Genomic DNA, 26,849 nt, shown 5'->3' with positions numbered 1-26,849 from the left:
GAGTCCTGAGCATGAGTGCCCGGATCGACTTCTACGATGACCCCGCTGCGCCCAAGCCCAACAGCCTGGTTCCGTCAGTGAACGTCGTAGTCACCAAGGAGGCGGGCGAGATCCTGATGATCCGTCGCAGCGACAACGGCAACTGGGCCGTGCCCGGCGGCGCGATCGACCTGGGCGAGTCCCTGCCTGAGGCTGCGATCCGCGAGACGTTGGAGGAGACCGGCGTCAGGTGCGAGATTACCGGTCTTGTCGGGACGTACACGGATCCCAAGCACGTGATTCTCTACACCAGCGACGGCGAGACCCGGCAGGAGTTCTCTATCGTGCTCACCGGCCGAGCCGTCGACGGGGAGCCGACGCCGAGCGAAGAGTCCCGGGAAGTGCGTTGGGTGCCGCGGGACGAGGTTTGCTCACTGTCGATGGACCGCTCAATGCGGCTGCGAATCGGCCACTTCCTCAAAGGACCGGGCAAGCCACACATAGGTTGAGGCCCCGGCTTGTGCCGAGGCCTGGAGGCGATCATCTATGGAAATCATTCGCCGAGAGCGTTGCCGATCTTCCCATTTATCCGCTCCTGCTGGCCCTCCATGCATTTGGCGTACACCCGATGGAGAACCTCCACGCTGTGCCCGGCTCGTTTGGCTACCTCGGTAGCCGGTACGCCAGCGTTGAGCCAGAGGGAGAGGGCAGCGTGTCGCAAGTCGTAGGGTCGGGCGGCGAGCGGTGACCTCACCTGCTCATCGGTGAAGACGAGCGCTCGCGCTTCCTGCCAAACGTAGGAGCATGCCGAGCTGGAGTAGGAACCTCCCTTGGTCGTCCGGAAGAGCCGGCCGTCGTCCTCGGTGCCGTAGGCATCGATGTGCTCACGGAGGATGGCGACCAGGACAGGAGGGATGGGGATCTCCCTGGTTTCCTTCTTCGCCCGGTGCTTGAGGCTGCGCGACTCGTGGGTCTCCCCCGAGTTGGTCCATCGCTTGTTCGCCTGCGGCCTCGCCCTCTCCAGGATGATCTGACCCCATCCCGCTTCGGGCAGGGTGCAGTTCTTCAGACGAAGGTCCGCCGCCTCCTCCGGCCGCAGACCCGCGTAGTAGATGCAGGCGAACAGGGCTCTGAGTCGAACTCCCCGAGTGCGGCCGACCTTGGGCACAGCCGCCAGGAGTTGCTTCGCCTGAGCCGGATTGATCACCGTACGGGGGTCGACGACGTTGACGGCCTTGGGCGGCTTCCACTTGATCTCATGCAGTGGGTTGGTCGCAAACACCTTCTGTTCCACCGCCAGCTCCAGGAGGTGGTGAAAGATCGCCCGCTTACGCCGTACCGTGTTGGCCGCCGCCTCCTTGCCGTCGAAGGTGACCGAGATGACGTCGAGCGCGATCCGGACAACACGCGCCTCCTGGAGATCCGCCAGCGGAAGGGATGCCTTCTCCAGCCAGCGCAGCGCCACGGTCTGCACACGGGTCAGCGTCTCCCGCCGGTCTTCCGGAAGCAGCACGTGGTTACGTAGCACCTGCCGCAACTCGTTGTCCTCCGGTCGGTCCGAAACATCGGCCACCAGCGCCGGGATCAGCGACAGCAGCGCGTACGCCTCAGTTTCCCGAGTTCGAGGAGCCGTCCTGCGCCACCGGTTGACCACGTACGACTGCGCGAACTGCATGAAAGACGGTCCCGAAGGCTCAGAGGCCGCCAGCATCGAGAGCGGCAATCCAGTGGCGACATCGAACGCCTCCCCCTTCCTCGCTGCCTGACGAAGGTCGGACAGGAAGTTCTCGGCCAGCGCCTTGGTCCGGAAGGTCTTGGATCGTGACTTGGTACCGACCTTCCATCGTGCTTCGAAGGATGGTGCCTTGCTGGACTGGTTCCGGCGGACTTCCCAGATGCGCACTTCGTAGGTGACGGTCACGACGCCTCCCGCAGCGAGTCGAGCCACGCTTCGAGGTCGCTGCGCCGGACACGCAGCTCGTCATTGGGGTACTGGATGCAGACCGGCGCCTTGCCGAGTTCCCGCCACCGGTAGAAGGTGCGGCGGGAGATTCCGTTCAGCACGGTGAGCACTTCGGGCACGGTGAGGAGTCGGTCATCAGGCCGAGGCATCGCGCACCTCCCCGAGCACCGAAGGCAGGGGGCTCCCCGTCAGTGCGGCAGCGAGGAGAGCGTCTCCGATCGACAGACCTTGTCCGGCGTACTTCCACTTGGCGATCACGAGAACGGTGTCCTCGTCGAAGAGCGGAAGCCGTCCGGTGGTGATCGCTTCGGCGCGCATGTAGTCGGTGCGTTCCTGGCGGATGTCGCCGAGGGTGGTGGAGTAGCGGCGGCTCTTGGTGGAGAAGTGGCCGCGGAAGCCGAGCATGTTCGCCCATTTGATGAGCCGGAGTTCGGCCAGTTCGTCGAGGGCGCCCAGGCGCAGGCACTCGGCGATGAGCCGTCGGGCGTGGTCGCGGATCGGCAGCGCGGTGAGGTCGTCGAGGAGGTTGATGCGCCGGTCCAGGGTGCCGACGCATTCGGCGGCTTTGGTTGCATATTTGGCGATGTAGGCGGCTACGGCTTGTTCGGTGAGGTCACCGGTCATGGTGATCTCGCGAACGTCGAGTTGAGCGCCCCACTGGAAGGCCCGCGCGGGTTCACCGGGAACTGCAGGGACGGTGACCGCGACAGCGGAGGCGGCATGCTGTACGGCGTCGGTCATCAGGTCGGCTGTCGCCCAGGCCGGTGGAGGAGTAGCCGGCCCCTCGGGGCCGTCGACGCGGATGACCGCGTGGAAGTGGACGACGCCGCGCCGCTGGTACTCGGCGACTTTGGCGAAGGAGATCACGGCTTGTTGGCGTAGTTCCCGCTGGGTCAGTCCGGCGAGCTTGGCGAGGCGTCGGCGAAGAGCTTCGGTGAAGCGTCGCCACAACTCCGGGGACATCGCGTTGAACAGCACGCTTCCCGCGTACTCGTAGCAGTCCGGGCACAGTGGTTCACCGAGGCATTGTTCGTCGGCCCCGTGTCGGGCGGTGCAGGACATGACGCGCCCGTGTGGGCAGGTGGCCGCGTCGCGTCGAGCGTGGCAGGGCAGGATCTTGCCGTTCTTCTCTCGGCGGGTGTGGACGGTGCCGAAGGAGGGGGCGGTGAGGGTGACGAACAGGCATGGGTGCGCGGTGACCGTCTCCGGGACGCCCTTGCCTCCGACGAGGCCTGCGCGGATGAGGTGGTAGGTGTCGGCCCGGTAGGTCTCGGCGCAGGCCGGACAGCGGGAGGCGCGGCGGGTCTTGCAGGGGACGCGCAGGATGCCGTCCGGTTCGGTCGCGGTGGTGTAGCTGTGCAGTCGGTTGCCGGTGGCGGGGTCGAGGTGGTGGACGTGGCCGCGAAGGTGGATGGGCTGTCGGCAGCCGCCGGTCCGGCGGATCTGGGCGGCCCAGCGGGCGTATTGGGGGTCGTGGAGCCGGTCGATCATCCCGGCTACCGCGTGGGTGCTTGGCATGATGGGGGTGTCCCTTCCGGGCTTTTCGGGTTCGGTGCGGGATGGCCCCCGACGTGGCGGACGTCTTGGCGGATGTGTGGTCACGCCGGGGGCGCCAAGGGCTCTCAGGTGAAGCCGAGGCCCTCGCAGTGCTCGCAGGTCTGGCCGTGGCCATCGACGCCGGTCCCGCCGCAGCAGCACAGCCAGCGCTTGGGGACGATGTCGACGAGCGGGGAGTCTGGGGTGTCGGTCATGTGATCCACCTGCTTTCGGGGCGCTTGGGTGCGGTATCGAGGAACACACGCCAGGTGTGGGGCCGCTGTAGCGGCAGAACCGGGGAGACCGAGCCGATCGGGAGGATGGTTCGGATCTTGTTGACGGAGTGGACGATTTCGGCGTAGGTGCCGTCGATGCGGATGCGCATGGGGGTCTCTTTTCTGGTCAGGCGGTACGGGAGGAGGGGACGGGGTCGGGGGTGATGCACCCCTCATAGGAGGTGTTGGCTCGGTGGCGAGCCCGAGAGGCGGCGAAGATGCCGACGGCCGTGTACTCGACCGGCCCGAAAGTGCGACAGGCCCGGTAGTGGGCGTGCTCGGAGTCGCCGGGGTCTGCCTGGGTGCCGAGGAGAGCGGCGATGGCGTCGACCTCGGCGCGGATGTCGAGGTCGGTCCCTTCGGGGAAGTAGGTGAGTCCGGCGAACGAGGGGACGGGGACGGCGCGGTTGGCCTCCAGGAAGGTGGCCAGTTCGCGCAGGCCCTTGATGAGAGCGGCGCGGGCGGTGGTGTCGGGCATGGGGTTCTCCTTCGTGTTCAGGCGGGGGTGGGGCTGTCGCGCAGGTTGCGCAGCAGGTCGGAGGCGAGCTGACTGGACACCCCGAGGCGGGTGCGCAGGGCATCGCGGGTGATGGGTCTGCCGTGCCGGGCGTGGTGTTCGTCGGCGACGCGGCGCGCGTAGTCGAGGAGCTCACTCGTTGGTCCGGCGCCGTTCTGGCCGTTCCCGGTGCCGTTCTGAGTCGGTACGGCGGGAGCGGGCGACGGGGAGAGCGCGGCAGGTTCGGCCGGGGGTTGCGGTACGGCGTCCGGAACGGGAACGGGCGCCGGGGACGGTTCGGAACGAGGACCGGAGGAGCGGCGCTCCAGCATGGAGACCGCGATCAGGAACGCCCCTGCCGGGGTCGCGGCAGTGATCCACCCCCAGGCCGACGGGTGAGCTTGGGCGAGGTTCGCAGCCAGCGACAAGGCGATCCCGCCGACGAGAACGAGGGTCGGCCAGGAGATCCAGCCCTGTCGCGCTCGTCCGTTCTTCTTGTCGCGCTGCCGTTCGCGGGCGGCCATGACACAGGTGAGATCGACGCAGACGGCCACGGCCCAGGCCATCCACCCGGACTGGCCGTGTTCGGTGGCGGTGTCGCGGATGTGGGTGAAGCTGCCGGCCCCGGCGATCGCGGCGAGGATCAGCACCGGTGCGGAGTCGGCCAGCCGTACGGCCAGACGAGGCGCGGTCGCGGTCACGGTGGTTCTCCCTTCCGAAATTGCGGAGGTCAGGCGATGAGTTCGGGGATGTCGTCGACGCTGGGCAGTTCGTGACCGAGGCCGGAGGCGGCGACCTGGTTCCATGAGGGCGCCATCTCGGCGTAGGTGTCCGCGGCTTGCTCTGCGGCGGTGGTGGAGACGTAGCCGGACCGCGCCCGGTACCACCGGCCGTCAGAACCGGTGATCACAGCCACGCCGGGCAGTTCCGGCGCGATGGACCGGGCGGCAACCAGCGCATCGGGGTCGAGGTCGCCGAGCGTCATCACGGCGGTCTCGGGATCGTTGACCCGGTGACAGACCCGTCCGCCGATCTGGGCGCGCAGCGCGGTCACGCCGGGACCCAGATCGGAGCCGATTCTTTGGCCGGACAGGATCAGGTGGATGCCGAACGCGCGGCCGAGTTGGGCGATGCGCAGCAGCGCGGTAGCGGTCCGGGTGACCTGATCCTTCTCGGCCTTGTCGGCGGTCAGGTACAACTCGGCGAGTTCGTCGACCAGGACCACGACCGGGATCGGGCGGGAGCTGTCGGGCAGTTGCCAGATGTCGCGGACCCCGTAGCGGCGACAGGCCAGCATCCTCGCGCCCATCACCGCGATCAGGTCGCCGAGCAGGTCGAGGCACTCGGCGCGACTGGTGGCCAGCGCGGTCAACCGGGAGGCGTAGGCCGACAGCTCCACCCCGCCTTTGAGGTCGAAGCCGACCAGGGCGACCGGTTGCGGAGCCAGGCCGACGATGAGCGCGTTGATCAGGTTGGACTTGCCCGACTGAGTAGCACCGGCGTTCATCCAGTGCGGGATGAGGCGCAGGTCCATGCGCCAGGCCGCGCCGGTCTCCAGTACCCCGACGATGGGGCGGAGCAGGTCCTCGGCCCGCCAGCCGTCGCGTGGTTCGGCAGGTGGGGAGGCGGGGGCGACGTGGGTTAACGGGTCTTGGGTGATGCCTTGGAGGGTGACGCGGCCAGGCCGGGAGGCGACGACGCGAACGGCCTCGATGCGCCAGGCGTGCGCGAGCCGTTCACAGACCTTGGCGTAGTCGTCGGGCACCTGGCCGTCGAGGAGATGGAAGGTGATGCGGAAGCCGTGCCGTACGGGGCGGGGCAGGCCCATCCACGGTTTGGTGTCGACGGCGACCCGCTGGAAGCGCCGCTTGACCTGCACGACGCCAGTCGAGGCGACCAGGCCGGGGACGGTGGTGAACCACCACCGGTGCCGCTTCTTGGTCAGCCCGCAGCCGGAGGCGACGTGCCGCCAGGACCAGCGCAGCCAGACGGCTTTACGGGGGAAGACCAGGGCGTACCAGTAGGAGGCCGGAGCCCAGCGCCGCCAGGCCAGCAGCACGAGCACGACGGCGAGGACCTTGAACAGGGGGTGGTCGAGGGTGATCACAGGTCCGCCCCCATTCCGGCGGAGGTGGACAGGGAGGCGCCGACGGGGCGGAAGGAGGCGGCCCGGTAGGCGATGCCCCAGCGTCCGCCCTGCTCCCACACGTAGCCGACCAGGTCGACCGGGACGACTTCCTCGCCGGGGGTGATCTGCGGTTCCGGGGTGGTGGTGACCTTGACCAGCTCCATCCGGCCAAGCTCGTCCTCGAACAGGAAGGTGAGTTCGTACATGACGTTGCCGTCCTTGTCGCGCTTGATCTCGCCGGTGTCCTTGCTGACGAGGCGGGGCTTGGCGGCCTTGACGCAGGTGATCTGGAGCTTGGTGACGTCGACGGGGATGGGGATGGCGCGCATGATCGTTCCTTTGTTAGCTGGGATGCTTGGAACACATGGAACACATGGAATTCTAAGTTGTCAATGAGTTCTTCGGCGGCTTGGTTGGCTTCTTTACGGGGGTGTGCTGAACTGGAGTCGTGGTGCACCATGAGGCACACGTCACGGTGCACCGTGGTGCAAGACGGTGCAGCAGACGCGACGAGACGAGACGTAGATGGTGGAGAAGACCGGCCAGCCGGCCTACTTGCAGATCGTCGACGAGCTGCGCGGCCAGATCCGCACCGGCTCACTCGCCCCCGGTACGGCGCTGCCCTCCATCGCCCAGCTGGGTGAGCGCTTCGACGTCTCCGCCAGCGTGGTCAAGGCCGCGATCAGTGTGCTTCGCACCGAGGGACTGGTGATCGGTCAGCAGGGCAAGGGCGTGTTCGTCCGCCAGCCCCCCGCCGAGCCCTCCAGGCCCGAGGCGCTGGATGTGAGCGCCGAGATCCTGGACCAGCTTGCCCAGACGCGTCAGAGCGTCAAGGAACTGGGTGATCGACTCGCCGCTCTGGAGGCGGCAGTCTTCGCAAAGCCGAAGTGATCTCACCGATCCGGCATGCCAACTCGTCCAGCTCTGACCGAATCGCGGTCAATTCCCAGATGATCCGCTGCGGGTCGACGTTCACCGGTTCCTCCCTTGCTCTGCGGTGTGTTGCGCCTTTCGGCATGGCTTAAGTTCACCGTGAGCTGGGGGTTTCCGGTATCACACCGATCTAGTTAAGCTTCTTCAGTTCCACTCAACGCCATTTACACAAGCGTTTTCATATGCACGACCGCACACCGCGCCACCTCCCCGAAGCGTGAAGGCGAAAGTATGCACCTGAAGACGACCCAGCGACCCGGCTGGAACCCCTCCCGCCTGCGCGAACACCGCGAAGCCCATGGCCTTACGCTGGAGGCCGCAGGCGAACGGCTCCGCCAGGCCGCAGGCCGCCACGGTCTGACCGTGCCCGCCGCGAACTTCCAAACGCTCTGGGGACATGAGCAAGGAAGCGTGTTCCCCGGACCGCATTACCGGCGCGCTTACTGCCTGCTCTATGAGGCCACCGAACCCGAACTAGGGTTTCGCCCCCCTCTGCCCGGTGAATCACAGAAAGCGGAAATCGTGATTTCCGATTTGCCTACGCCCGCTGATCCCGCTGTCGACAACGCCGCCGCCCTGGTCATCGAGGAGACGTTCACCAAGGTCTCCGTCGGCGGCATCGAGTCCAGCGACTCCCCGCCGGGACTTCTTCGTAGCCGCGTGGTCGACGCCTGGCGCAGACGCCACGGCGCAGGCAACCCCCGCCCCATCCTCACCCTGGTCGGCGGATACGCCGGATCGGGCAAGACGGAGTTCTCCCGCTTCCTGTCCGACATCACCGGATGGGCGTTCCTGGACAAGGACTCCCTGACCCGCTCCATCGTGGAGCGGCTCCTGGTCTCCCTCGGCGGCGATCCCAACGACCGCCACACCGACCTGTATCTCAAGGAGGTCCGCCCGCTGGAGTACCGGTGCCTGATGGAGACCGCGTGGGACAACCTCAACGTCGGCACCTCGGCCATCCTGGCGGCCCCGTTCATCACCGAACTCAAAGACGAGGCATGGTTCGCCCGTCTGGAGAACCGGTGCGCGGCCAAGGGAATCGATGTGGCGGCGATCTGGGTCCGCTGCGATCCCGAGTCGATGCGCGAGTACATCGAGTTCCGCGGAGCCGCCCGTGACGCGTGGAAGCTGAGCAACTGGGAGCAGTACGCCGCAGGCTTGAACGTCGAGGCCAGCCCGCCGACCGCACACGTCACTGTCGACAACCGACTCGGCGCCGCGATCAGCCTTGCCGACCAGACCCGCGAAGCCCTCAAACGGATTCTCACGTGAGCCCGCAGGGAGTCGTCATCTACGGGCCGCCCGCCAGCGGCAAGGACACCATCACCGCCGCCCTCACCCGCCTGGATGCGCGGTTCACGTTGCTGCCCAAGCTCAAGGTCGGCACCGGCCGCGCCGACGGTTATGAGTTCGTCAGCGCCGAGCACTTGGACAAGCTCCGCCAGGCGGGCAGGCTGGTCGCCGAGACTCGCCGCTACGGCAACGTCTACGCCATCGACCGCCAGAGCATCGAAGACCGCCACGCCGCCGGCTACGTCCCCGTCGTGCACATGGGCAACCTCGGCGACCTGAGACGCCTGATTGGCCGAACCCCGGATTCCTGGTTGCGCGTCTTGTTGTGGGTGCCGCGCGAGGTCACCGAACAGCGCTCCCGAAGCCGCGGCGACGTCGACACCGGCAAGCGCCTGACCGCATGGGATGAGACCCTCACCGACCTGGAGACCAGCACCGACGCCGGGTTCTTTCACCTGCGCCTGCACACCGACCGTCTGGGAGCCGACGCCGCAGCCCGCGAGATCATGGGTGCCTACGATCGACTTCGGCAGGCCGGTTGTCCTCAGCCGCAGGAGTGCCGCCCTTGAGACGAGCCTCCACCTCCGCCGGGATCAGATCCAGCCGCCACCAGGTGCCGCACCGTCGACAACGAGCGCCATCGGGCAGAGGATTCGGCCGGGTCCACTCCACGTCGTCATGAGGACAGTCCGTCTTGGTGGCGTAGCTGCGGGCGCATTGCTCAGCGGTGACCGACTCGTTCATCGTCACGATCAGCGGCGCGTCTCCCTGACCGCGCCCGCAGTACGGACACACCGATGATGTCTCGTTCAGCCAGCCCTCGATACGGCGCTGTTCGTCGGCCAGCCGGAGGAGTTCCTCGGCCGTTTCGGCGACCAGATGCCCGGTGAGCCCGGCGAGCGTCTCCTGCTCGGTCAGAATACGGTCGGGGGTGCGGTGCGCGGCGAAGACACCCCAGCCGCTTTGTTCGGTTCGCCACCCCTCGATCACCGGCCCACCGGCCACCGCGGGCAGCGGCCAGGCCAGAAACCGGCCATCACTGCGTTTGGGCATCGCGCGTCCTCGTTTCCGTTCCGTTTTGAGCCGGGCCGGTGTGGTGAGGCGTGACGGCGCCACCCCTCCCAGAGCCAACGCCGTCACGCCCGTTCAAGGGAGCACCCCACCCCGCTGCGCGCGCCTGGGCCACAGCAACACGGGGGACTGGTTGAACAAGGTGGTGATGATGGAGGCATCGCAGCAAAACGAGCAAGACACCGAGAGCAAGAACGTCGGCGGTCTCCACCAACGGCCGCCACCGCCCAAGCGGTCCAGTTGGGTGACCTGCCCCCACACGAGATCGACCCCGCGAGGTTCGCGCTCGTAGTCGTCACCCCGTACCGGAGTGATCCGAAACGGCTGGTCGTCATCGCGCTCAAAGGCCAGACAATCCCCGAGGCGAAGATGCTGCGCAGGCCGCACCAACACCCCGACAACCACCCCGGGCGAACGAGGCGGCCACACCAGCGACCCCGTACGTTGGTCAGGCGCCGTCATAACGGATGCCCCGCCCTCGATGCCGACTCCGGCTCCGGCAGCGGGTGAGTCTGCCGCAACTCCGCGTACCGCAGGGCAACGCGGTGCGCGGCCCGCTCGGGTTCGGCGAGTGGGTGACGGGCGTAGACGGGGCGACGCTGGCGGGGGTTCCAGCCGGTACGCCACCAGAACTGATCCCCGCGACACCACACGATCAGATCCACCCAGACCGACACGAGCGCCAGCCCGTACCCGTCATGCACATCGGCCACGATCCCGTGATGGCTCAGAGCCTCACGAAGTTCCTCGGCAGCGGTCAGCGTCATGTCGCCTGGGGAGAGTGCGGTCACCTCCTGCCCCTCTGCTGTGCTGGTCATCGCGTCGTGTCTCATCACGTCCCCAAGGTCGAGAGCATCGGGTACTGACGGCCGAGTCGAAGCCCAGGCACCTCAGAGACTTCATCGACGGCTACGCGCACAGCATAGGCAGGCATCATCACCCCTGCCTACCCTTCCACGCTTTTTACTACCCATCACGACCGGTACGCACCGTAACGTCTCTTGACCTGGGGCTACCGGTCGCTTCCTATCGTTTTTCGTGTGATCCACTTCCGGCCTGATCAGCCCAAGTCAGAGCAGGTCCTCAACGAGATCCGCCGCCGCATCCAGGCCGGCGACTACAAGCCCGGCTATCCCATCCCGGGCGAACCCCGCATGGCGGAAGAGTTCGGGATCGCTCGACGCACCGCCCGCAAGGTGATCAACGCTCTCATCGCCGAGGGTCTGGTCTACACCGTCAGGAACATCGGAACCTTCGTCGCCGACCCCAAGACCGGCAGGGCACCCGAGCACATCGAACCCGAAGACGACCAGGGCCAAGACCACCCCGAGGGCGAACCATCACCAGACGAATGAGAACTTTCTCTACGTCTTCAAGGCGCGTGCTGCCTGCGGCATCCCGCGCGCGTTGGGCGGTCGCTGGCCGCGCTGCGGCTCTTCGGCCGGTCGCGGCCAGCGCCACCCACGCGATACAGGAAGTCGCGGCAGACTCGCCAACGCTCGTGAAACCGTCCTGGCGAAGTCTGATGGGCAGACCGACAGGTTGTCTATCGTGACAATGTGACTAAGGTTCCCGAAGCACCCCAACGTGCGAGCGGCAGGTGGCCAACGCCTCTCAACGAGGCCCGCTCACGCAACATGCGCTCTATCAGGGCGAAGGACACCAAGCCGGAGGTCACCTTGAGGAGGGAGCTACACCGGCTCGGCTACCGCTATCGTAAGCACTTGCGCCTTCAGCTCGGCGAAGTACGGATCCGCCCAGACATCGTGTTCACCGCACGACGGATTGCAGTGTTTGTAGACGGCTGCTTCTGGCACGTATGCCCCACACATGGCCGCCAGCCCGTCAACAACGACTGGTACTGGACGCCCAAGCTCAAACGCAACATCGAACGCGACCGACAAGCAGACGAAGCTCTGGTTGCGCACGGATGGCGCGTCATCCGCATCTGGGAGCATGAAGATCTCTCTGATGCAACCGAGCGCATTGGGGCGGCAGTTGCCGCCTCTACGAGACGAGCTCAGACCAGATAGTGATCACCTGGGCAAATCATGTTCAGAGTAGGACAGATGAGCACTAGGTTTACTGAAGCGCCACCCGCGACCGGAAGTGTCGGTTGTCTGTGCTTGAGTAAGGCCAGTACAGCCACCTGCCGTCGTCGTGGGCAGTAGGGCACATAGATCGACTGGAGGATTACCTTGAACTCACACTCGTGGCGTTCTATCGACCTGTTCGCCGGAGCAGGAGGACTGACGGAGGGGCTCAGCGAAGTCGGCTTTAAGTCCCTTTACGCCAACGAAGTAATAGATGTCTATGCAGCGACATTTGCAAAGAATCATCCTGATTCCCTGACAGACGCTAGGGACATTCGAGACGTCGACCCCAAAGAAATCCGAATAAAGCTGAATCTCGAACGCGGCGAGCTTGACCTGATTGCTGGCGGTCCGCCATGTCAAGGATTCAGTATCAATGCACCCGAGCGCAGGGAAGATGACCACAGGAACCACCTATTTAAGGAATATCTTCGATTTGTCGAAGAATTTCAACCGAGAGCAATTCTGATTGAAAATGTTCCTGGTCTCGTTAGCTTCTCTAATGGTGCAACTCTTGAAGCTATCCTCAAATCACTTGCCGATCTTGGCTATACGGCAGACGTCCGCATCCTCTACGCCCCTCACTACGGAGTTCCGCAAACACGATGGCGGACGATTATAATCGGATTCAGAGACGGATCCGACCCTCAGGAAGCGTTCCCTCAGCCACAATTTAAAGCACCATTCCGGGTCAATTTTACATCTAAGTTCAACGGGCGAGAGTTGACAATTCTTTCTACTGCCGACGACGCGCCGAAACACACGACCGTTCGGGATGCAATTTCAGACCTACCGCCACTGATCAACGGCGAACTAGGTGATGAGATAAAGCTGTATGCCGTCGATTCTCAGAACGACTATCAGCGAGCACTCAGAATGAACTCACAAGGAGTGAGGAATCACGAGGCGGCCAGGCTCTCAAAAATCAACATGGATCGCTTGAAGCACATTCCCCCGGGCGGCAATTGGACCAACATCCCGTTCGATTTGCTCCCCGCAGGCATGAAGAGAGCGAGAAAGTCGGATCACACCAAGCGTTACGGGCGCGCAAATCCAGATGGCCTGGCATCCACAATTCTTACTAAGTGTGACCCTCACTGGGGAGCGTACTTCCACTACAACCAAGACCGCGCGTTCACGGTCAGAGAAGCAGCAAGAATTCAATCGTTTCCTGACACGTACGTCTTCACGGGCTCCCGAGTAGCGCAGTACGAACAAGTAGGAAACGCTGTTCCACCCCTCCTGGCCGCTGCCGTTGGCGCCGGGATCGCTAACGTCCTAAGCAGGCCGCCAGTCATAGCCCCGATTATCTAGGGAACCCGAAGACACTAACCAAAGCCAGAGCGTGGTTCGAGGTCTGGTCTAGCCCGAGGCAAATTACGATAGCGCCTCGCGAATGGCTGCGGCATAAGATCCCGGTTCTGGCAAGTTGGCAGGCGATGTAAAAGCGATCGCCACTTGATTCGTGATAGTCGAGAGAAGCATCGTCTGCCTCAATGGTGACGACTCTCCTGGCACGAAAGCAGCACCCGCATCAATATCAAACGCAACAAATGTCAAACTTCCCGATTGAAGCGGATACGAATCAAGGAAGTTACGCCTGTCGCCCGCCCCGAGTCGCTTATTAATTCTTGCATAAACGGGTTGCGGACAAACGAAGAACAAACCTTTCTTGCACAGTGGTTCACGCTGAAGCGCGTGCCCCTTATAGATAAGCTGCGGCAGGATCCGCTTACTGACATTCTCCCAATTAAAACCAGCCGATGTCTTTACAAGCTCAACTTCTTCATTCTCTATCGCCGCGATCCCGTCACGGTAGTTTCCTGTCGTATCGATCGATTGCACTTCAATGGCTACGAACTCGCGAAGTTGCCCACTGGGCTCAATAACGGCGAGGATCCAGTCCACGAAATAGGCGCCCGAGCCACCTCGCTGAGGCAATCTGAGTTCCCCACCCCACTTCTTACCGAAGACCGCAACTGTCGGTCGCCCGGATCGCATTGCCTCATACCGAGCTGAGGCGCCAGGGTGAAGCGAGAGTCCTTGATCAAATGCCATATCTGCGACCTCTCGCAGGATTTTGTAGTCATCTGCGTATAGGCGAATAGGACAACAGATTACAGGTCCACTCGTAATGGGCTTAAGGGTACAAACGCCGGAGACCTTGCCATCGTTCAGAGTCTTCTCGCACGTCTCCTTCAGGAAAGGACACTCCTCGGCGTGTCGTGCCTGCACAGCTGTAGCGCTCATGTCGTGGGGACGGAAGCCAAAGAATTCGTAGATCGTCGCCGCCATAGAAGTTATCACTTTCAGTCGAGGAGCGAACCACTGCGAGTCTCGCATAGCGGACACCATCCGCAACAGAGGAACCCCTGATCATCCTGAGACGGGCGTGAGTCTGCCTACTGCGCCTGAACCGAACACTCTCCAGAGGCGATCACGAAACGTCGGCAGGAAGTTCCGTATGGAGCTGCTGAAGGCAGAGCTCACCGTCTTTCGCTTCTCGTGCAAGCCGTAGGCAGACGCTGGGTCGTTGCTGCCGCGCCGCTTCCGGTGCTAATGACGGTCGCAGGCACGTCCCCGGTCCGGCAGAGCGGAGCGGATGCCTACTTCCGTTGCAAGATCTCCGAGATCTTTCGCCCGAGACTGGTGCCGTTGCCGACTCGGCCGGACGGGGACGTGCCGCACCTGATAAACCGTGGCGTGAGCCCGCCCGCGCAGGAGGAACCCCTTTCACACGTTGGTGAGCGGCCAGCTCTGAGCAAGACCGGGGCCTGCACAGGTCGCCGGGGTCACCGACGGCTCATCGGATGGTAGGCCGCAGAGCCTTGTCATTAGGGCGCCGCACGACCCCGCCACGGGCAAAGGAGCAACCGGAGCAACGGAGGTGAACAGTGCGCGTCTTCTGCGGAATCGACTGGGCCGAGCGCCATCACGACGTGGCGTTGGTGGACGAGAGCGGAACCGTGATCGCCCAACGGCGAATCACCGAGACCGTGCAGGGCTACCAGGAACTCCTGACCATGCTCGCCGAGGCCGGCGACGGTCCGGACACCCCGATCCCGGTCGCGATCGAAACACCCCGTGGCCTGCTGGTGGCGTGCCTGCGCGCCTGCGGCCGCCCGGTGTTCGCCATCAACCCCTTCAGCGCCTCCCGCTACCGGGAACGGCACGCGATCTCCCGCAAGAAGTCCGACCGCCAAGACGCCATCGTGCTGGCCAACATCTTGCGCACCGACATGGCCATGCACCGGCCGCTGCCGGCCGACACCCACCAGGCCCAAGCGGTCACGGTGCTGGCCCGCGCCCAGCAAGACGCCGTCTGGCGAGTGCATCGCACCGGCAACGAGCTGCGCTCGGTGCTACGCGAGTACTACCCCGCCTTCCTGGAGCTGTTCGCCACCCAAGAAGGCGGAGTCAGCTGCCGCGAGGCCCGCGCGATCCTGGCCATCGCCCCGACCCCCACCGCAGCCGCCCGGCTGAGCCGACCGCAGATCCGCGCCGCCCTCAAGCGCAGCGGCCGGATCTACCACCTGCAAGCCTGGACCGAGAAGATCCACACCGGGCTGCGCGCCGAGCACCTGCGCCAACCCGGCCCCGTCGAAGAGGCCTACGGCCACCAAGCGCTGGCACTACTGGCGGTGCTGGACGCCGCCTGCACCTCGGCCGCAGCCCTGGAAGAAGCCGCCATCGCCGCGTTCCGTTCCCACCCCGACCACGCGATCATCACCAGCTTCCCCGGCCTGGGCGATCTGACCGGCGCCCGACTGCTCGGCGAGGTCGGCGACGACCGCACCCGCTTCGCCGACGCCCGAGCCCTCAAGGCGTATGCGGGCGCGGCCCCGGTCACCCGCTCCAGCGGACGCAGCCGCGCCGTGATGCACCGCCGGGTCAAAAACCAGCGCTTGGCCGCGGTCGGATATGTGTGGGCATTCGCCGCCCTGACCGCCTCACCTGGAGCGCGAGGCCATTACGACCGGCGCAAAGACCAGGGCGAGCGCCACGCCGCCGCACTGCGCAACCTCTACAACCGCTTCCTCGGGTGCCTGTTTCACTGCCTGACCACCCGCCAGACCTACCGGGAACAAGCGGCATTCCCCACATCGGCCCAGCAGCCCGCCGCAGCATGAGCCAGCCGGGCTGAGCACCGTTGCCGCTGGGGGCTTCGCAGCCCCCAGACCCCCGCGCACCGGAGCAACCGCCGGCGCGCCCACTGTCATGCCCACATCCCGCCGCTCGCGCCGACGGTCACTCCGGACCGGGTTGACACGCCCCGCCCATCGGATGTCTCGGGCCTGACGGCCCTGCGCTCCGGGTCGGCTTGCCATCGGGTGACGTGGTGGCCAGCCTCTGCGGATGCGGGACATGTGTGGGATGATCTTGCAAACGGTGCGGGTTGTGCGGGGCGTTCGCACAGTTCACACCGCGCGAACCGGTCGTACAGCCACCGCTCTCCTAAAGCGGGTGTCGCATGTTCGAATCATGCCGGGGGCACTCTCTTGACCAACCGCCAAGCCTCTGACCAGGGGCTCAGTGCGGCCTCTCCTGACGATCACATGCAACCGGGCACCGTCGCATGCAGCCATAGGTCAATGATCGCGAACCAGCCCCGCCAGCGTTTGCCCAGGTCGTCCTGAGAATACAAAAATCCCCAGGGTGATCCGGGTCCATGGTGCGCCAGGTCGTTGATCAGGGAACGCCGTGTAATCGCCTACCGGAGGCCTATGCAGTCTGGGAGCATGCCAGGATGCCCCCGTTGAAGCTCTGGCGATCAAGGCCGCCGCGTCATCGCTTGGACCGCTCCTAAAGATGGCTAACGACGCCGGAGTGAAGAAGTCGGTGAAGCGGCAACAGAAGATCGAGACGGGTGATCGGCTGCTGGTGGCGGCGACCGGCTTGTGTAGCTACGTGGCGGCACACCGTGTGGCGTGGGAGTCACCGCGGTCCAGGTGGTTGACAATAGTGTCGTCCACCGCCCATATCCTGCAGGGCCGAGCATGGACGGGCGAGTGGGGTGCAGGCCTCGGGAGCGCCTTCCAGCAAGTCATCGCTTGGGACACCGCTGGCACTAGAGAGCTGCTGCAGGCCGTGTCAGATAAGAGCGAACGAATCGCCGCGGTCTTCCTAGAGCTGAGCAGGTGCGGCGACGAGCAACTCGTCGCAGCCGGCTATCAGGTGGCGACCGCTGCATTGGAGTTCCGTGGAGAACGGGATGGTCAGCAGCGGATGGAGGCTGCGGTGGAGGTGTTCGGGATGCAGCGGGAGTGGCTCTCCCGGTCGTGGTGGCGGCGGTTGATGTGGTGGCGGCGACCGAAGGTCACAAGGTGAATTGATGTCAGGGCTCAGGACCCGCGTGACAGATCCGGTGAGGTGCTCAGCAGATTCCGGACAGTCGACTACATAAGCTGACAGAAGTCTGGAATAGGTAGGTACGTGACGAAGCGTCGCAGGCGGCTCTCAGCAGAGTTCAAGGAAGAAGCCATCCGCATGGTGCTGGAGGGCGAGCGGACGGTCGCGTCCGTGGCGCGGGAGTTCGACATCAACGCCAGCACGCTGGGCAGCTGGGTGAACCGGCATCGGATCGCGAGCGCACAGGAGGAGCCGCAGACGCTCTCCGGGCCGGAGCGGGCGCGGATCCGGGAGTTGGAGCGGGAGAACGCCGAGCTGCGCGAGAAGCTGATCTTCCTAAAAAAAGCGGCCGCCTTCTTCGCGTCCGAGACTCGATGACGCTCGCCAAGTACGAGTTCATCGACGCGGAGAAGGCGCATCACCCGATCACGCGGATGTGTTCCTGGCTGGGCGTGTCCCGCTTGGGCTACTACGAATGGCACGAGCGGCCAGCCTCAGCCACCGCGCACCGCCGCACCCTGCTGGCCGCGTCGGTCGCCGAGATCTTCGCTGGCTCGCACGAGACCTACGGCTACCGGCGGGTGCACCCCTCGCGAGAAGATTGAATCAGCCTCCGCTTGACATCTCACCCGCGTAAGGTGTCTACGTCCGCACCTGGGAGGGCCTCCTCTACCTGGCCACCGCGATCGACTGTCACAGCAAGGCGGTGCTGGGCTGGGCGATGGCCGACCACTACCGCACCGACCTGATCAAGGACGCGATCCGGATGCCGCCGGCACCGGCCTGCTCCAGCCCGACCACGGCTCGAACTACACCAGCCACGAGTTCGGCCGCTTCCTGACCGGCCTGGGCATCCGCCGCTCAGTCGGCCGCACCGGCGTCTGCTACGACAACGCGATGGCCGAGTCGTTCTTCAGCGCCCTCAAGAACGAATGGCTGCACCGCTTCGTCTTCACCACCCGCGCCAAGGCAAGACGACAAGTCATCCGCTACATCGAAGGGTTCTACAACCACCGGCGCCTGCATTCGGCGCTGGGCTACCGACCACCCTTCGAAGTGCTCAACGAGGCCCTTTCAACCCCGACGGCCGCATAGGCTACGCCCATAAGACGGCTGTCCGGAATCTCCGGGGCACCTCAATCAGCTAACGACCAGGCAGGAACACAACCAACGAGGACTTCCGCACCGCTACGGCGACATGAACACGTGGTCGGCGGCATGAGAGTAACTTCTGATCGAGACCGAACCGGATGGGAGGAACCCGTGGGCGCTCGGCCCGAGCAGCAGTTGGCGCTCAACTTTCTGACTGCGATCCATGATCTCTGGGTCCAGTATCCTGGGAACTACATGGTTAAAGAAAGCGCAGATGATCTCGTACCAGCACTGGCACAAATTTGCATCAAGGCGCTGGCTGCAGATGTCCGAGATGGGTCCTCCTCCTCAGATCAGCAGGGCACTGCCATCGACGGCCAACTCTTAGACGTCGATCGCGTCCTAAAGGGCAATGGCGCTGCTGAACAGTTGACTCTACGCGATGTAGTCAACAAGATTATTCATGGCACGCCAACGTCAGTGGAGGTGCGAAACGGAGACGTACTACTTCACTTCAGGAACAACTCCGCTGACCGATGGACTCTTGCATGGTTCTCCGGCACCAAACTGCTGCAGGAGCTTGGCAAAACGCTTGTCAAACATAAGGGCCCTCAGATTGAGGAGCGGGAGCGGGAGATAGCTCAGCTGCTTGAAACACTAGGAGTACAGCGGTTTCTTCCGAGCCGCGACCAGTGAGAACGCCTGTCAGCCTGGGCGGTATTCTCCCTGACTTACTTTCACATAGCATGGTTCACGCCATCGCGGTGAGTCAACCTATCTCAATCTGACGAGCGCCGAGCAATCCGAACCGAAGGGTCGGTCAGCGGACAGCGTTGTGGCTGGGACGAGCGACATGTATTGCGGAAAGAGAATACGCATCTAGTCAGCCCTGTGGAGTTCGGGATGCACACCTCTGCAATGCACTTTGGGCGGCGGATCATCAGTCGGCGCTGAACGTGAGAGTCGTAGTAGCGGACGTTATTAATTTCCAGCCCATTGAGGTCGTCTCAATTTGCCCGTCCGCCCGTAGCCGGTGATGCGCTGCGCCAGGAAGGAGATCCGAGTCGAGCGGGTGTAGCGCATTCGGGTTGTGGTAGACGTCCATGCCCTCGATCCAGGTCTCTGGATACCCCTCGCTCACGACATGCAGAAACGGCACGGCGGTGGACGCATTGGGATCGGGATCCCAAGCGGTGCCCCGGCGGATGAGTACGACGTTGTTCGAGCCGAATCCGGCGCTTACGCCCATCCGGTTGAACTTGGTGATCGTGCCGCCACCATTGAAGATTACTGCGCTGACATTCTCAGCCCCAGGCAGCGCGAAGAAGCCCGATGGCACCACCTTGTTTCCCCACCTGTGCTCCACGATTTCGGCTGATGTAATGGCCAATTTCCCTTCTTCATCGTGTTGGGCGTCCTGCGTGCGGCCGTAGAGATAGATGGGCAGCGCAGAGCCGCTGTAGGTCATCGACATTACGCCGTGGAAGTCCTGGATTGCGAAAGCCAACGGCTTTCCAGCCGCTGAAGGACGCTTCCAGTACTCCTTGCCCAGTTTCGTGGTTAGGGGCCCCGCGTACCTGATAGGCAGGTAATGCAGAAAGTACGCTTCTCGTTCCTCATCCGTCTGTGGCCGCGGGGGCGTGGATAGTCGGCCATCGCCGCCCATGCTCGGGTTGATGGTCGTCGCCTCCATGGCGAACTCACCATTAAGGCCGCGAGCCAGGAAGTCCGGGGCTGGCTTGGGATGCGCAACCTCCAGTTTGGCTTCCGTCAGGACAGCAAACAGATACAACTCCCAAACACGGGTGTCGAAGCCGGTGGTTTGAAATTGTTCGACAAAGTTTCCGTCCACATCCTCGTGCCAGCGCATCATTGCGCTGATGATCTCGCGTGCGGCCGAGAACTCGTTACCAGAGGAAATGGTTCGGAAGTGAGGATGCAACTTCGTCGAGGCGACGAGCGGTGTGAAAAAGTCGACGGCTCTGCCGGATTCATCACCCTGGACGCGCTCTTCCTCTAGGTTGGGTAGCAGGTCCAGAATTTTGCGGTTCAGGTCAGCGAGAGCATCCTCGGGGGTGTCGAAGTAGCCTGTGCCTCCAACCCAGCGAAATCTCTCTAGGCGGTCACGCGCCAGGATGATCCCCGAATACTCGTTATCCGTGTCGACGACAAGCGTGGCGACAATACGCTCACCATCGGCCTCAAACCAGGCGAGCTCATGCAAAAGAGCTTGCGCGAGCGGCTTACGACAGTAAGCCGCGAGAGCTTCCCACCTCGCGCGAGAGATGGCTCGCATTGCCGGCTCATCCTTCCGTCCGAAAACATGTATAGACCACGTGTGCCCCACCGGCAACGTCGGCGCTGAGCATCCATGGTCATGGACGTTTGTGCGCGGACCCCCGGGGGAGTCGGGCACCCCGGGACGGCGGGCGTGCACAACAGCCATTACGGTCGGGAACTGCCTGGTCTCCCGATCTCCATGATCTGGCACTCGAGGTGTCCACACCTCCGAGGGGGAGGGCCCCGATCAACTTCACGTCGAACTCGCGAATCAGGCCGACGAGTATTTGCGCAGCATCTCCTGCTCGCGTTCGGTGCGTACACCTGTGAATTGCACGTTCCGACAGCGCAGAGTTAGGTGGAGCCGTTGAATCCGGGGTTCTGCCGTGCTGGGTCGCATGCTCGCGACCGGCATCACGCAAACAGTGCGGTCCCTGCTGCCGGTGATCATTTGATCATCGTCGCTGAACGAAATTGTGGTAACGGTGCTCGAATGCAGGCGGCGCGTCCAGAGATGCGTAATAGCATCGTCTCGACCTACATTAGCTACTCTGGTGATTGTCACGGTACCGTCATGGTGACCTGTGGCCACGATGATACCGTCGTGATCGGCTCGTAAGTCGAGGCAGCTCACCCCGGGGTCCTCGAATATGGACGCGGGTCGTTCCTCATCGGTTGGAGGGGACACGACGTGCACGGCATTCTCGGTCGCGATCGCGTACATGGTCCCGTCGATCTGAGCACAGCAGGTCACGGCCGCATCGATGTCGCGCTGATTGTAGGCACGCCTCGTACTCAGATCAAGCCAAGTAATCCGGGTAACGCCACCTCCTAGTTCCTCCACAAACAAGGCAGTTGATGCACCAAGCATGACGGATCGGAACCGCGATTTCGTTCTGAACTGGGACCTGACTGTCAGGCTTTCTCCGGCGACATCGAGAACGCTGAGGGAGCTTTCACCGGATGCCACCAACCGTCCAAGCGGTGTCCAATGTAACTGCTCCACCCTGTGGTCGAGCAGAGCGATGACTCGGCTGTCCCATGTCGTCCCCGGCTGCACGCGCCACTCTCGCAGTGACCTGTCCTCATATGCGGCGATAATCCGGTGCCGTCCAAGCGCGGTCACGGCGAGTACCTGGCTGGTCTCGTCCAATTGGACTCCTTCAAGGTCCGCGTTGGTGAAGTCAGCACCTTCAAGGTTGGCATTGTCTAGATTGGCGTAACGAAGAGAGGTCCCGACGAACCGGGCACCTCGCAGGTCGGCACCCTGCACTTTGGCATGGTCCAAACGTAGGCCTGACCAGTCGCACTGTGGCAGTTCGCCGCGACTGGCGTAAAGCAGCGTGATCGCATTGCCACCGAGGTAAGCCGTGTCTACCCCCGTCGTGGCGGACCGCGCGAAGCTTTCTAGGCAGCGAAGCGGGGCGTCCGCCGCTTGTCCCGCCAGCATTTTGGAAACGAAGTGCGTGATCTCCGGCAGTAACAGAGTCGCGCTGAGGATACGCCGTGCGCGATCCTGGTCGTCCCGTAGACAGCGCACGATCGCCCGCGCGACGAAGTATTCGCGCATGGAGCGGTGGAAGAAGTCGACCGGCCATCTGTGGGTATCTGGCGCGGACACGGCTTTGAGCAGGGAGCGGATCCCGACGCGGCCAGTGGCGTCGTCATCCGCTGTGACCCCGAACGACGAAGGGCGGATCGCGGAGTCGTCGCGTATTTTCCACAGCAATTCGGCGATATTTCTTCTGGATGTCGCCTGGTGGTCGCGGAGGTAGATATAGGGCTCATTTGCCTGCTGTAGTTGGACCGCGATGTCCTCAAGTATTTCCAACAGGTTATTGATCAGCTCGTCGTGGGTCAGTGTCAACTCATCGTCTTCAAGGAACTTGATCTTCCGGCGCAGGCTGTTGTTGATGTAGGTGTCGTAGAGGATCAGCTCACTGAAGCTGTCGCGGGGAAGCTCCCCGAGCGTCTCTTTGATCATCTGCAGGAATAGCGGTTTTGCTGCGAGGCCGATCGGATCGTAGAGGTTACGCAAGTTCTTGAGGACACGGGATGAACTATTGTTTATGGCGAACTGTTCGAGGTACTTGACCCTTTCCGATCGAGAGCCGGAAGCAATATGTATGACCTTGGGACGTCGCAGTCTATCCAGGGTGCGCTGCCAGTCACGAGTGCCATCTAGCACCCGCTGCCTAGAAGTTACGAGCACTGCGGATCCCGACAGTTCGACGAGACACGACTCAATGCTGCGCAGGTTCTCTGTGATCGACGCCGGTGAGAGGTCTGATGACATCTCATCGAATCCGTCGAGTATTGCCAGTGTCGGCATCTGGGCCGCCAAAGACCGCCAATCCGCCACTGTCGCGCCGATCTCACTTAGGCGCTGTTCCAGCAGGGCGCGGCCCGTTCCCGCCTGCTTGAACTCCCGCAAAGGGATACGCAATGGGAGGGGGTGCTCGCTAGGTGCGCGACGGAACGCTTCACAAAGTTGCCTGGCGAGGCAGTAGGTGAACACGCTCTTGCCTTCGCCAAAATCTGCGAGCAACAGAAGGGGCGAAGGGGGGTCATTATAGGTCCACGCCTCGACCTGATCCATAAGGGTGCCCTCGAGAAGAGAGCCACGCTCGTCGGTCGCCCTGAGGTGCAGATGATTCGCGTAGAGTTCCTGGAAATGGCTAGAGTCCTCGTTGACGAAACAGAGCTTCCGAGGATCCGCAAGGTAGCGACGCCAGACTTCGCCTATCCTAAATCCCGGAGCTAGCCTTTCTTTGATCATCTCAATCGACTCGTCAGCGACGAGCAACTCGCGTTCAGTTGGCGACCTTCCATATATCGCCCGATAAACCTCCGGTTCGAGGGCGAACAGCTCACGGATCCCGTTCTCAGGGCTCCAGATCTGCACCGAGAACGGATACTCCTCGGTTCCCTCCCATGTATTGAGCATTGCCCGGACTTCGTTGGACGGGTTGGTATGCGGCGAGATCAGGATCCAATGGTCCACTTGGGCATCGCGGTGGTAGAACTTTTGCTGCGTTAACTTTGCCGCAATGTCGTAGAGTGTGACGTCGCGATCCAGATTCTTGCACTCAACGTGACACCGCACTGTTGGGCTGCCGGCAACTTTGCAGTCCACCTCGATGTCGTGCCCGAACTGCGTACCAGCTGCCTGCCTGCGTAGACGCTCGAGCAGCAGCTCTCGTGTGTCTTCCTCCATCGTGAATAGGCGAGTTAGTAGGTCGACAGTCGCCTGTTCCAGGGCGACGCCCGACTCTTGCGGTGAACGGAGGGGCCGCGTGTCAGCTGCACCTTCCGCGTCCGACGGCTCGTCATCGGCCTCGGCCTCGGCAACTGGCGTGAGCTCGCTACTACCAGTCTCAGCGGGGGTCACCCCCCATGACGATAACGGGAATTCATTGCCGAGGGCGGTGGGTTCCCAAACCCCCGCGACGACTCGCCGATCCGCATCGGGTAGGCCAATAAACCCGAATTCCAGATCCAGCCGAGCGGTGCGCTCGGCGTCCATATGAGCGGCATCCTTCAGCAGGGTGTCAGCCTCCTGATACCGCTCAGCACGCACCAAAGCCCGGGCCTGCGACTCCCACTCGTCCGCGCGCACCATATACGGCTCAGGCGGCGGAGTACTGTCGACGTAGCGGCGTAAGTCGAGGTTGAAGTCGTTCTCCCGCAGCTCCATGATTTCGACGACACGGGCGAAGCCAGGGATGTCGCGGTACTCCTCGTACGCGGCGATGACCTTCTCTGCGTGCTGTGCGTCCAGGAAGTTCTGCGCACGACCGTGGGTGAACTCCCCGTCGGCGTTGATGAACAGCACCTTGCCCCGCCGGTCCTTCGGGCGAGGGTCGCTGCCACGCAGCACTAGCACGCAGGCGGGGACGCCCGTGCCGTAGAACAGGTTCGGCGCTAGGCCGATAACGGCCTCAAGGCGGTCGTCGCGGATGATGCCCTCGCGTATCTCCTTTTCCTTCCCGCCTCGGAAGAGCACGCCATGCGGCATCACAGTGGCCCCGATGCCGTCGGGGGTCAGCACCGCCAGCACGTGCTGGGCGAACATCAGGTCGGCCTTCTTGCCGGTCTCCGGCGCGAAACCGTACGTGAACCGCTCGGGGTGCCCCGTCCCCGTGCGCGTGTACTTCAGGGAGAACGGCGGATTGGTGAGGACCCGGTCAAAGCGCATCAGCTCGCCATCCTCGGTATGCCTGGGGTTGGCGAGCGTGTCGTCGTTCTCCAGCCCCGCGTTGTTGATCCCGTGCAGGATCATATTCATCTTCGAGATGGCCCAAGTGCCGCCGTTGCATTCCTGGCCGTACAGGCTCAGGTCGCGGTAGTCCTGACCATGCTCCTCAACGTACTCCTTGGCGTGGATGAGCATGCCGCCCGAACCCGAGCACGGGTCGTAGACGCGCATCCCCGGTCCGGGCTTGACCAGGCCGACCATCATCCGAACGACTCCGCGCGGGGTGTAGAACTCCCCGCCCTTCTTGCTGGCCGAGTCGGCGAACTCGCCGATCAGGTACTCGTATGCGGCGCCGAGCAGGTCGGGGAACTCGAAGTCCTCGTCACGCAGCCGGTAGCGGTCGAAGTGGAGAACAAGTTGCTGCAGGTGCTTGTCCGGGAGGGTCGATTGGCCGACCTTCCTGGTGAAGTCGATGTGCTCCAGCACGCCTTCGAGCGACTCGGAGTTGGCGGTCTCCAGCGCGTGAAGGGCCTTGTTCAGCAGGTCGCCGACGCCCTTCTTCCAGGAGTAGGCCGTGATGTACGGCCAGCGCGCTTCCGCCGGGACGAAGAAGTCGTCCTTATAGAAGTCTGGGTTCTCGGCGCTGCGCTCCGCCTCCTCTCGGCTGCGGCCCATGGCTTCCAGCCGCGCAATCAACTGGTCCCGCACCGCCTCGAACTGGTCGGAGCAGCGCTTCAGGAACAGCATCCCGAAGATGTACTCCTTGAATTCCGAGGCGTCCATACGGCCGCGCAGCATGTCGGCTGCCGTCCACAGATGCTTCTCTAGCTGCCGCAAAGTCAACTTGTGGCTTCTGGCCGACTTCGCGACAAGACCAGCCCCGGCGATTTCCAGTAGACGGTCGGCGGCGTTCCTATCAAAGCGCTGACCCCGTTTCTCAAAGTCGACTCTGCCAGACGCTCGGTGGGCTGGGTCACTGAACCAGTTCTGGGTGTGCAGCCACCACGCCTCGCCGTTCCGAGGGTGGGAGCAGATCAGTATGACGGGTGCAGTCACACTCATCCAATAGTCGATGTCAGCTTTGTCGCACTGATAGTAAAAGGAACGATCGTCCTCACCGGGAAACAGTCGGTCGCTGGCCTCGCTCTTCACGAGAATCAGCCGACTCGTCGATGCTCCGCTCGCCAGGTCGCGGAGCTCAATTTCCCCGCCGATCCCAGCATCGATGTGACGCTCACGCCAAAGGAAGCCCATATCGCTCACCAGACGGTGAATCAAGGCAATTGCCGCATCACCGATGTGTCCACCGTTGGAGGTCGATGTCAGGACGTCAACAGGGGTGATGAACTCTGCGAATGCAGTCCTGACATCAGGGTAAACGTCAAGATACCTCTCCAGCTGCTCGGCGTCCCACAGCGCCCACCCTTTGAGCCCGATCCGCTCGGCGTAGCTGGCCATCAGGGTCCGAATCCGATCAACGCCACTGGCGCCGACCGCGCCGGGCAGCCGAACGTTCGTCACTATGATCAAATAGTCGACCACGCGCGCTCTGGCAGCAGGGACGCGCTCCACGTTGGACCACGCGTCGAGCTCGTTCGCGATCTCTGCCTGAAGCCAGGCGACATCTCCTGTACCGCTGCCGACGCGGCGGTGCTTGACCTGCATCACGCCGGACCCTTCCCAACAAGGCCCATCTGTGGACGTGGTATAGCGCAGTCGGCCTTCGAACACGGCCTGCCTATCACCGTCCGCGCCGCCACCCGGCGCCTGGATCCCAGTGCCCAGGACCCGAACTGCCAGCGCTCGGCACAGGTCCTCGAAACGTCGTCCATCAAGCCGACTCAGGTCATACTCCATCCCCACATCATGTGCCAGAACACCGACAGAACCCGAGCCAGAGGTGAATTACCACGTCGCAAAGCTCGCTTCCACTCCGACCGGCATGTCGCTACCGGCCGGCCGCTGGGTGCGGCGGCCATGGACTGGCTGCGCCCGCGGCCCGGCAGGCCCTCGATGTCGACTGCGGCGGCTGAACCGCTCCGGGATCAGTGGAGACCGCATCAGACCCAGTGAGACTAGAAGGGCAGGCGTTCCTGGTGGGGTCTGACTCAATCAAACCCTGGCCTCGACAGTGAGTGTCTTTGCTCCGATCTGTCGGCT

At 63.4% G+C, this 26,849-nt stretch carries 24 protein-coding genes and 1 pseudogene; 11 read left to right on the top strand and 14 right to left on the bottom strand.

What is annotated here, in order from left to right:
• The first annotated feature begins 11 nt into the window (after nt 1-11).
• Nucleotides 12-488, top strand: coding sequence for an NUDIX hydrolase (locus ACFY3V_RS32885; protein WP_389778913.1), 477 nt, complete (start codon nt 12-14; stop codon nt 486-488).
• Between the two features lie 44 nt (nt 489-532).
• On the opposite strand, the gene ACFY3V_RS32880 is transcribed toward ACFY3V_RS32885, so the two are convergent.
• The 9 genes from ACFY3V_RS32880 to ACFY3V_RS32840 form a co-directional block, all read right to left on the bottom strand.
• Nucleotides 533-1,900, bottom strand: a complete 1,368-nt coding sequence (locus tag ACFY3V_RS32880) for a tyrosine-type recombinase/integrase (protein WP_389778911.1) — start codon at nt 1,898-1,900, stop codon at nt 533-535.
• Nucleotides 1,897-2,091 carry a helix-turn-helix domain-containing protein gene (locus tag ACFY3V_RS32875; RefSeq protein ID WP_326645039.1) on the bottom strand — a complete coding sequence of 65 codons (195 nt, stop codon included), beginning with the start codon at nt 2,089-2,091 and terminating at the stop codon, nt 1,897-1,899. Before ACFY3V_RS32875 ends, ACFY3V_RS32880 begins: the two co-directional genes overlap by 4 nt.
• Nucleotides 2,078-3,460, bottom strand: coding sequence for a replication initiator (locus tag ACFY3V_RS32870; protein WP_389778909.1), 1,383 nt, complete (start codon nt 3,458-3,460; stop codon nt 2,078-2,080). The genes ACFY3V_RS32875 and ACFY3V_RS32870 overlap by 14 nt, the downstream gene beginning before the upstream one ends.
• A gap of 104 nt (nt 3,461-3,564) precedes the next feature.
• Complete coding sequence (locus tag ACFY3V_RS32865) at nt 3,565-3,693, bottom strand: hypothetical protein (protein WP_389778907.1); 129 nt, start codon at nt 3,691-3,693, stop codon at nt 3,565-3,567.
• Nucleotides 3,690-3,863, bottom strand: coding sequence for a hypothetical protein (locus ACFY3V_RS32860; protein ID WP_389778905.1), 174 nt, complete (start codon nt 3,861-3,863; stop codon nt 3,690-3,692). The genes ACFY3V_RS32865 and ACFY3V_RS32860 overlap by 4 nt, the downstream gene beginning before the upstream one ends.
• Nucleotides 3,864-3,880: 17 nt before the next feature.
• Nucleotides 3,881-4,231 carry a hypothetical protein gene (locus ACFY3V_RS32855; RefSeq protein WP_389778903.1) on the bottom strand — a complete coding sequence of 117 codons (351 nt, stop codon included), beginning with the start codon at nt 4,229-4,231 and terminating at the stop codon, nt 3,881-3,883.
• 17 nt (nt 4,232-4,248) lie between these two features.
• Nucleotides 4,249-4,950, bottom strand: coding sequence for a DUF2637 domain-containing protein (locus tag ACFY3V_RS32850; protein WP_389778901.1), 702 nt, complete (start codon nt 4,948-4,950; stop codon nt 4,249-4,251).
• Between the two features lie 29 nt (nt 4,951-4,979).
• Complete coding sequence (locus ACFY3V_RS32845; RefSeq protein WP_389778899.1) at nt 4,980-6,356, bottom strand: FtsK/SpoIIIE domain-containing protein; 1,377 nt, start codon at nt 6,354-6,356, stop codon at nt 4,980-4,982.
• Nucleotides 6,353-6,706 (bottom strand): hypothetical protein, encoded by a 354-nt coding sequence (locus tag ACFY3V_RS32840; RefSeq protein WP_389778897.1) that lies wholly within the window; start codon nt 6,704-6,706, stop codon nt 6,353-6,355. Before ACFY3V_RS32840 ends, ACFY3V_RS32845 begins: the two co-directional genes overlap by 4 nt.
• 196 nt (nt 6,707-6,902) lie before the next feature.
• On the opposite strand from ACFY3V_RS32840, the gene ACFY3V_RS32835 reads away from it, so the two are divergent.
• From ACFY3V_RS32835 to ACFY3V_RS32825, 3 genes are all read left to right on the top strand, one after another.
• Complete coding sequence (locus ACFY3V_RS32835) at nt 6,903-7,268, top strand: GntR family transcriptional regulator (protein ID WP_389778895.1); 366 nt, start codon at nt 6,903-6,905, stop codon at nt 7,266-7,268.
• 576 nt (nt 7,269-7,844) lie between these two features.
• Nucleotides 7,845-8,585, top strand: a complete 741-nt coding sequence (locus ACFY3V_RS32830; RefSeq protein WP_389778893.1) for an AAA family ATPase — start codon at nt 7,845-7,847, stop codon at nt 8,583-8,585.
• Nucleotides 8,582-9,175 carry a guanylate kinase gene (locus ACFY3V_RS32825; RefSeq protein WP_389778891.1) on the top strand — a complete coding sequence of 198 codons (594 nt, stop codon included), beginning with the start codon at nt 8,582-8,584 and terminating at the stop codon, nt 9,173-9,175. The genes ACFY3V_RS32830 and ACFY3V_RS32825 overlap by 4 nt, the downstream gene beginning before the upstream one ends.
• Here the strand turns inward: ACFY3V_RS32825 and ACFY3V_RS32820 are convergent.
• Together ACFY3V_RS32820 and ACFY3V_RS32815 are read right to left on the bottom strand one after the other, a co-directional pair.
• Entirely contained in the window at nt 9,111-9,659 is a 549-nt protein-coding gene (locus ACFY3V_RS32820; protein ID WP_389778889.1) for a hypothetical protein, read from the bottom strand. The two genes, ACFY3V_RS32825 and ACFY3V_RS32820, sit on opposite strands and share 65 nt — an antisense overlap.
• A 476-nt stretch (nt 9,660-10,135) precedes the next feature.
• The gene (locus tag ACFY3V_RS32815; RefSeq protein WP_389778887.1) at nt 10,136-10,495 is read right to left on the bottom strand and encodes a hypothetical protein; all 360 of its coding nucleotides are present in this window, start codon (nt 10,493-10,495) and stop codon (nt 10,136-10,138) included.
• Nucleotides 10,496-10,717: 222 nt separating this feature from the next.
• On the opposite strand from ACFY3V_RS32815, the gene ACFY3V_RS32810 reads away from it, so the two are divergent.
• The 3 genes from ACFY3V_RS32810 (at nt 10,718) to ACFY3V_RS32800 (ending at nt 13,084) form a co-directional block, all read left to right on the top strand.
• Complete coding sequence (locus tag ACFY3V_RS32810; RefSeq protein ID WP_389778885.1) at nt 10,718-11,032, top strand: GntR family transcriptional regulator; 315 nt, start codon at nt 10,718-10,720, stop codon at nt 11,030-11,032.
• A 204-nt stretch (nt 11,033-11,236) separates the two neighbouring features.
• Nucleotides 11,237-11,710 carry a very short patch repair endonuclease gene (locus ACFY3V_RS32805; protein WP_389778883.1) on the top strand — a complete coding sequence of 158 codons (474 nt, stop codon included), beginning with the start codon at nt 11,237-11,239 and terminating at the stop codon, nt 11,708-11,710.
• Nucleotides 11,711-11,875: 165 nt separating this feature from the next.
• Nucleotides 11,876-13,084: a DNA cytosine methyltransferase gene (locus ACFY3V_RS32800; RefSeq protein WP_389778881.1), complete on the top strand. Its 1,209-nt coding sequence runs from the start codon at nt 11,876-11,878 to the stop codon at nt 13,082-13,084.
• Nucleotides 13,085-13,147: 63 nt separating this feature from the next.
• Here the strand turns inward: ACFY3V_RS32800 and ACFY3V_RS32795 are convergent, their stop codons facing one another.
• Nucleotides 13,148-14,065: a NotI family restriction endonuclease gene (locus tag ACFY3V_RS32795; RefSeq protein WP_389778879.1), complete on the bottom strand. Its 918-nt coding sequence runs from the start codon at nt 14,063-14,065 to the stop codon at nt 13,148-13,150.
• 599 nt (nt 14,066-14,664) lie between these two features.
• Here ACFY3V_RS32795 and ACFY3V_RS32790 point away from each other — a divergent pair.
• The 4 genes and pseudogenes from ACFY3V_RS32790 (at nt 14,665) to ACFY3V_RS32775 (ending at nt 18,907) form a co-directional block, all read left to right on the top strand.
• Entirely contained in the window at nt 14,665-15,900 is a 1,236-nt protein-coding gene (locus ACFY3V_RS32790) for an IS110 family transposase (RefSeq protein ID WP_389778877.1), read from the top strand.
• Between the two features lie 679 nt (nt 15,901-16,579).
• Nucleotides 16,580-17,098: a hypothetical protein gene (locus ACFY3V_RS32785; RefSeq protein ID WP_389778875.1), complete on the top strand. Its 519-nt coding sequence runs from the start codon at nt 16,580-16,582 to the stop codon at nt 17,096-17,098.
• A gap of 105 nt (nt 17,099-17,203) precedes the next feature.
• A pseudogene (locus ACFY3V_RS32780) lies at nt 17,204-18,214 on the top strand (IS3 family transposase).
• 168 nt (nt 18,215-18,382) lie between these two features.
• On the top strand, nt 18,383-18,907 hold the full coding sequence (locus ACFY3V_RS32775; protein WP_389778873.1) for a hypothetical protein: 525 nt from the start codon (nt 18,383-18,385) through the stop codon (nt 18,905-18,907).
• A gap of 244 nt (nt 18,908-19,151) precedes the next feature.
• Here ACFY3V_RS32775 and ACFY3V_RS32770 read toward each other — a convergent pair whose 3' ends face one another.
• Both ACFY3V_RS32770 and ACFY3V_RS32765 read right to left on the bottom strand, forming a co-directional pair.
• Nucleotides 19,152-20,507 (bottom strand): hypothetical protein, encoded by a 1,356-nt coding sequence (locus ACFY3V_RS32770; RefSeq protein ID WP_389778871.1) that lies wholly within the window; start codon nt 20,505-20,507, stop codon nt 19,152-19,154.
• A 255-nt stretch (nt 20,508-20,762) separates the two neighbouring features.
• Nucleotides 20,763-26,546: an N-6 DNA methylase gene (locus ACFY3V_RS32765; protein WP_389778869.1), complete on the bottom strand. Its 5,784-nt coding sequence runs from the start codon at nt 26,544-26,546 to the stop codon at nt 20,763-20,765.
• Nucleotides 26,547-26,849 lie beyond the last annotated feature (303 nt).

The sequence above is a fragment of the Streptosporangium sp. NPDC000095 genome, assembly GCF_042899335.1.
Lineage (GTDB): Bacteria > Actinomycetota > Actinomycetes > Streptosporangiales > Streptosporangiaceae > Streptosporangium.
The sequence above is the reverse complement of the archived record's forward strand: the minus strand, read 5'-3'. Positions and strand labels throughout refer to the sequence as shown.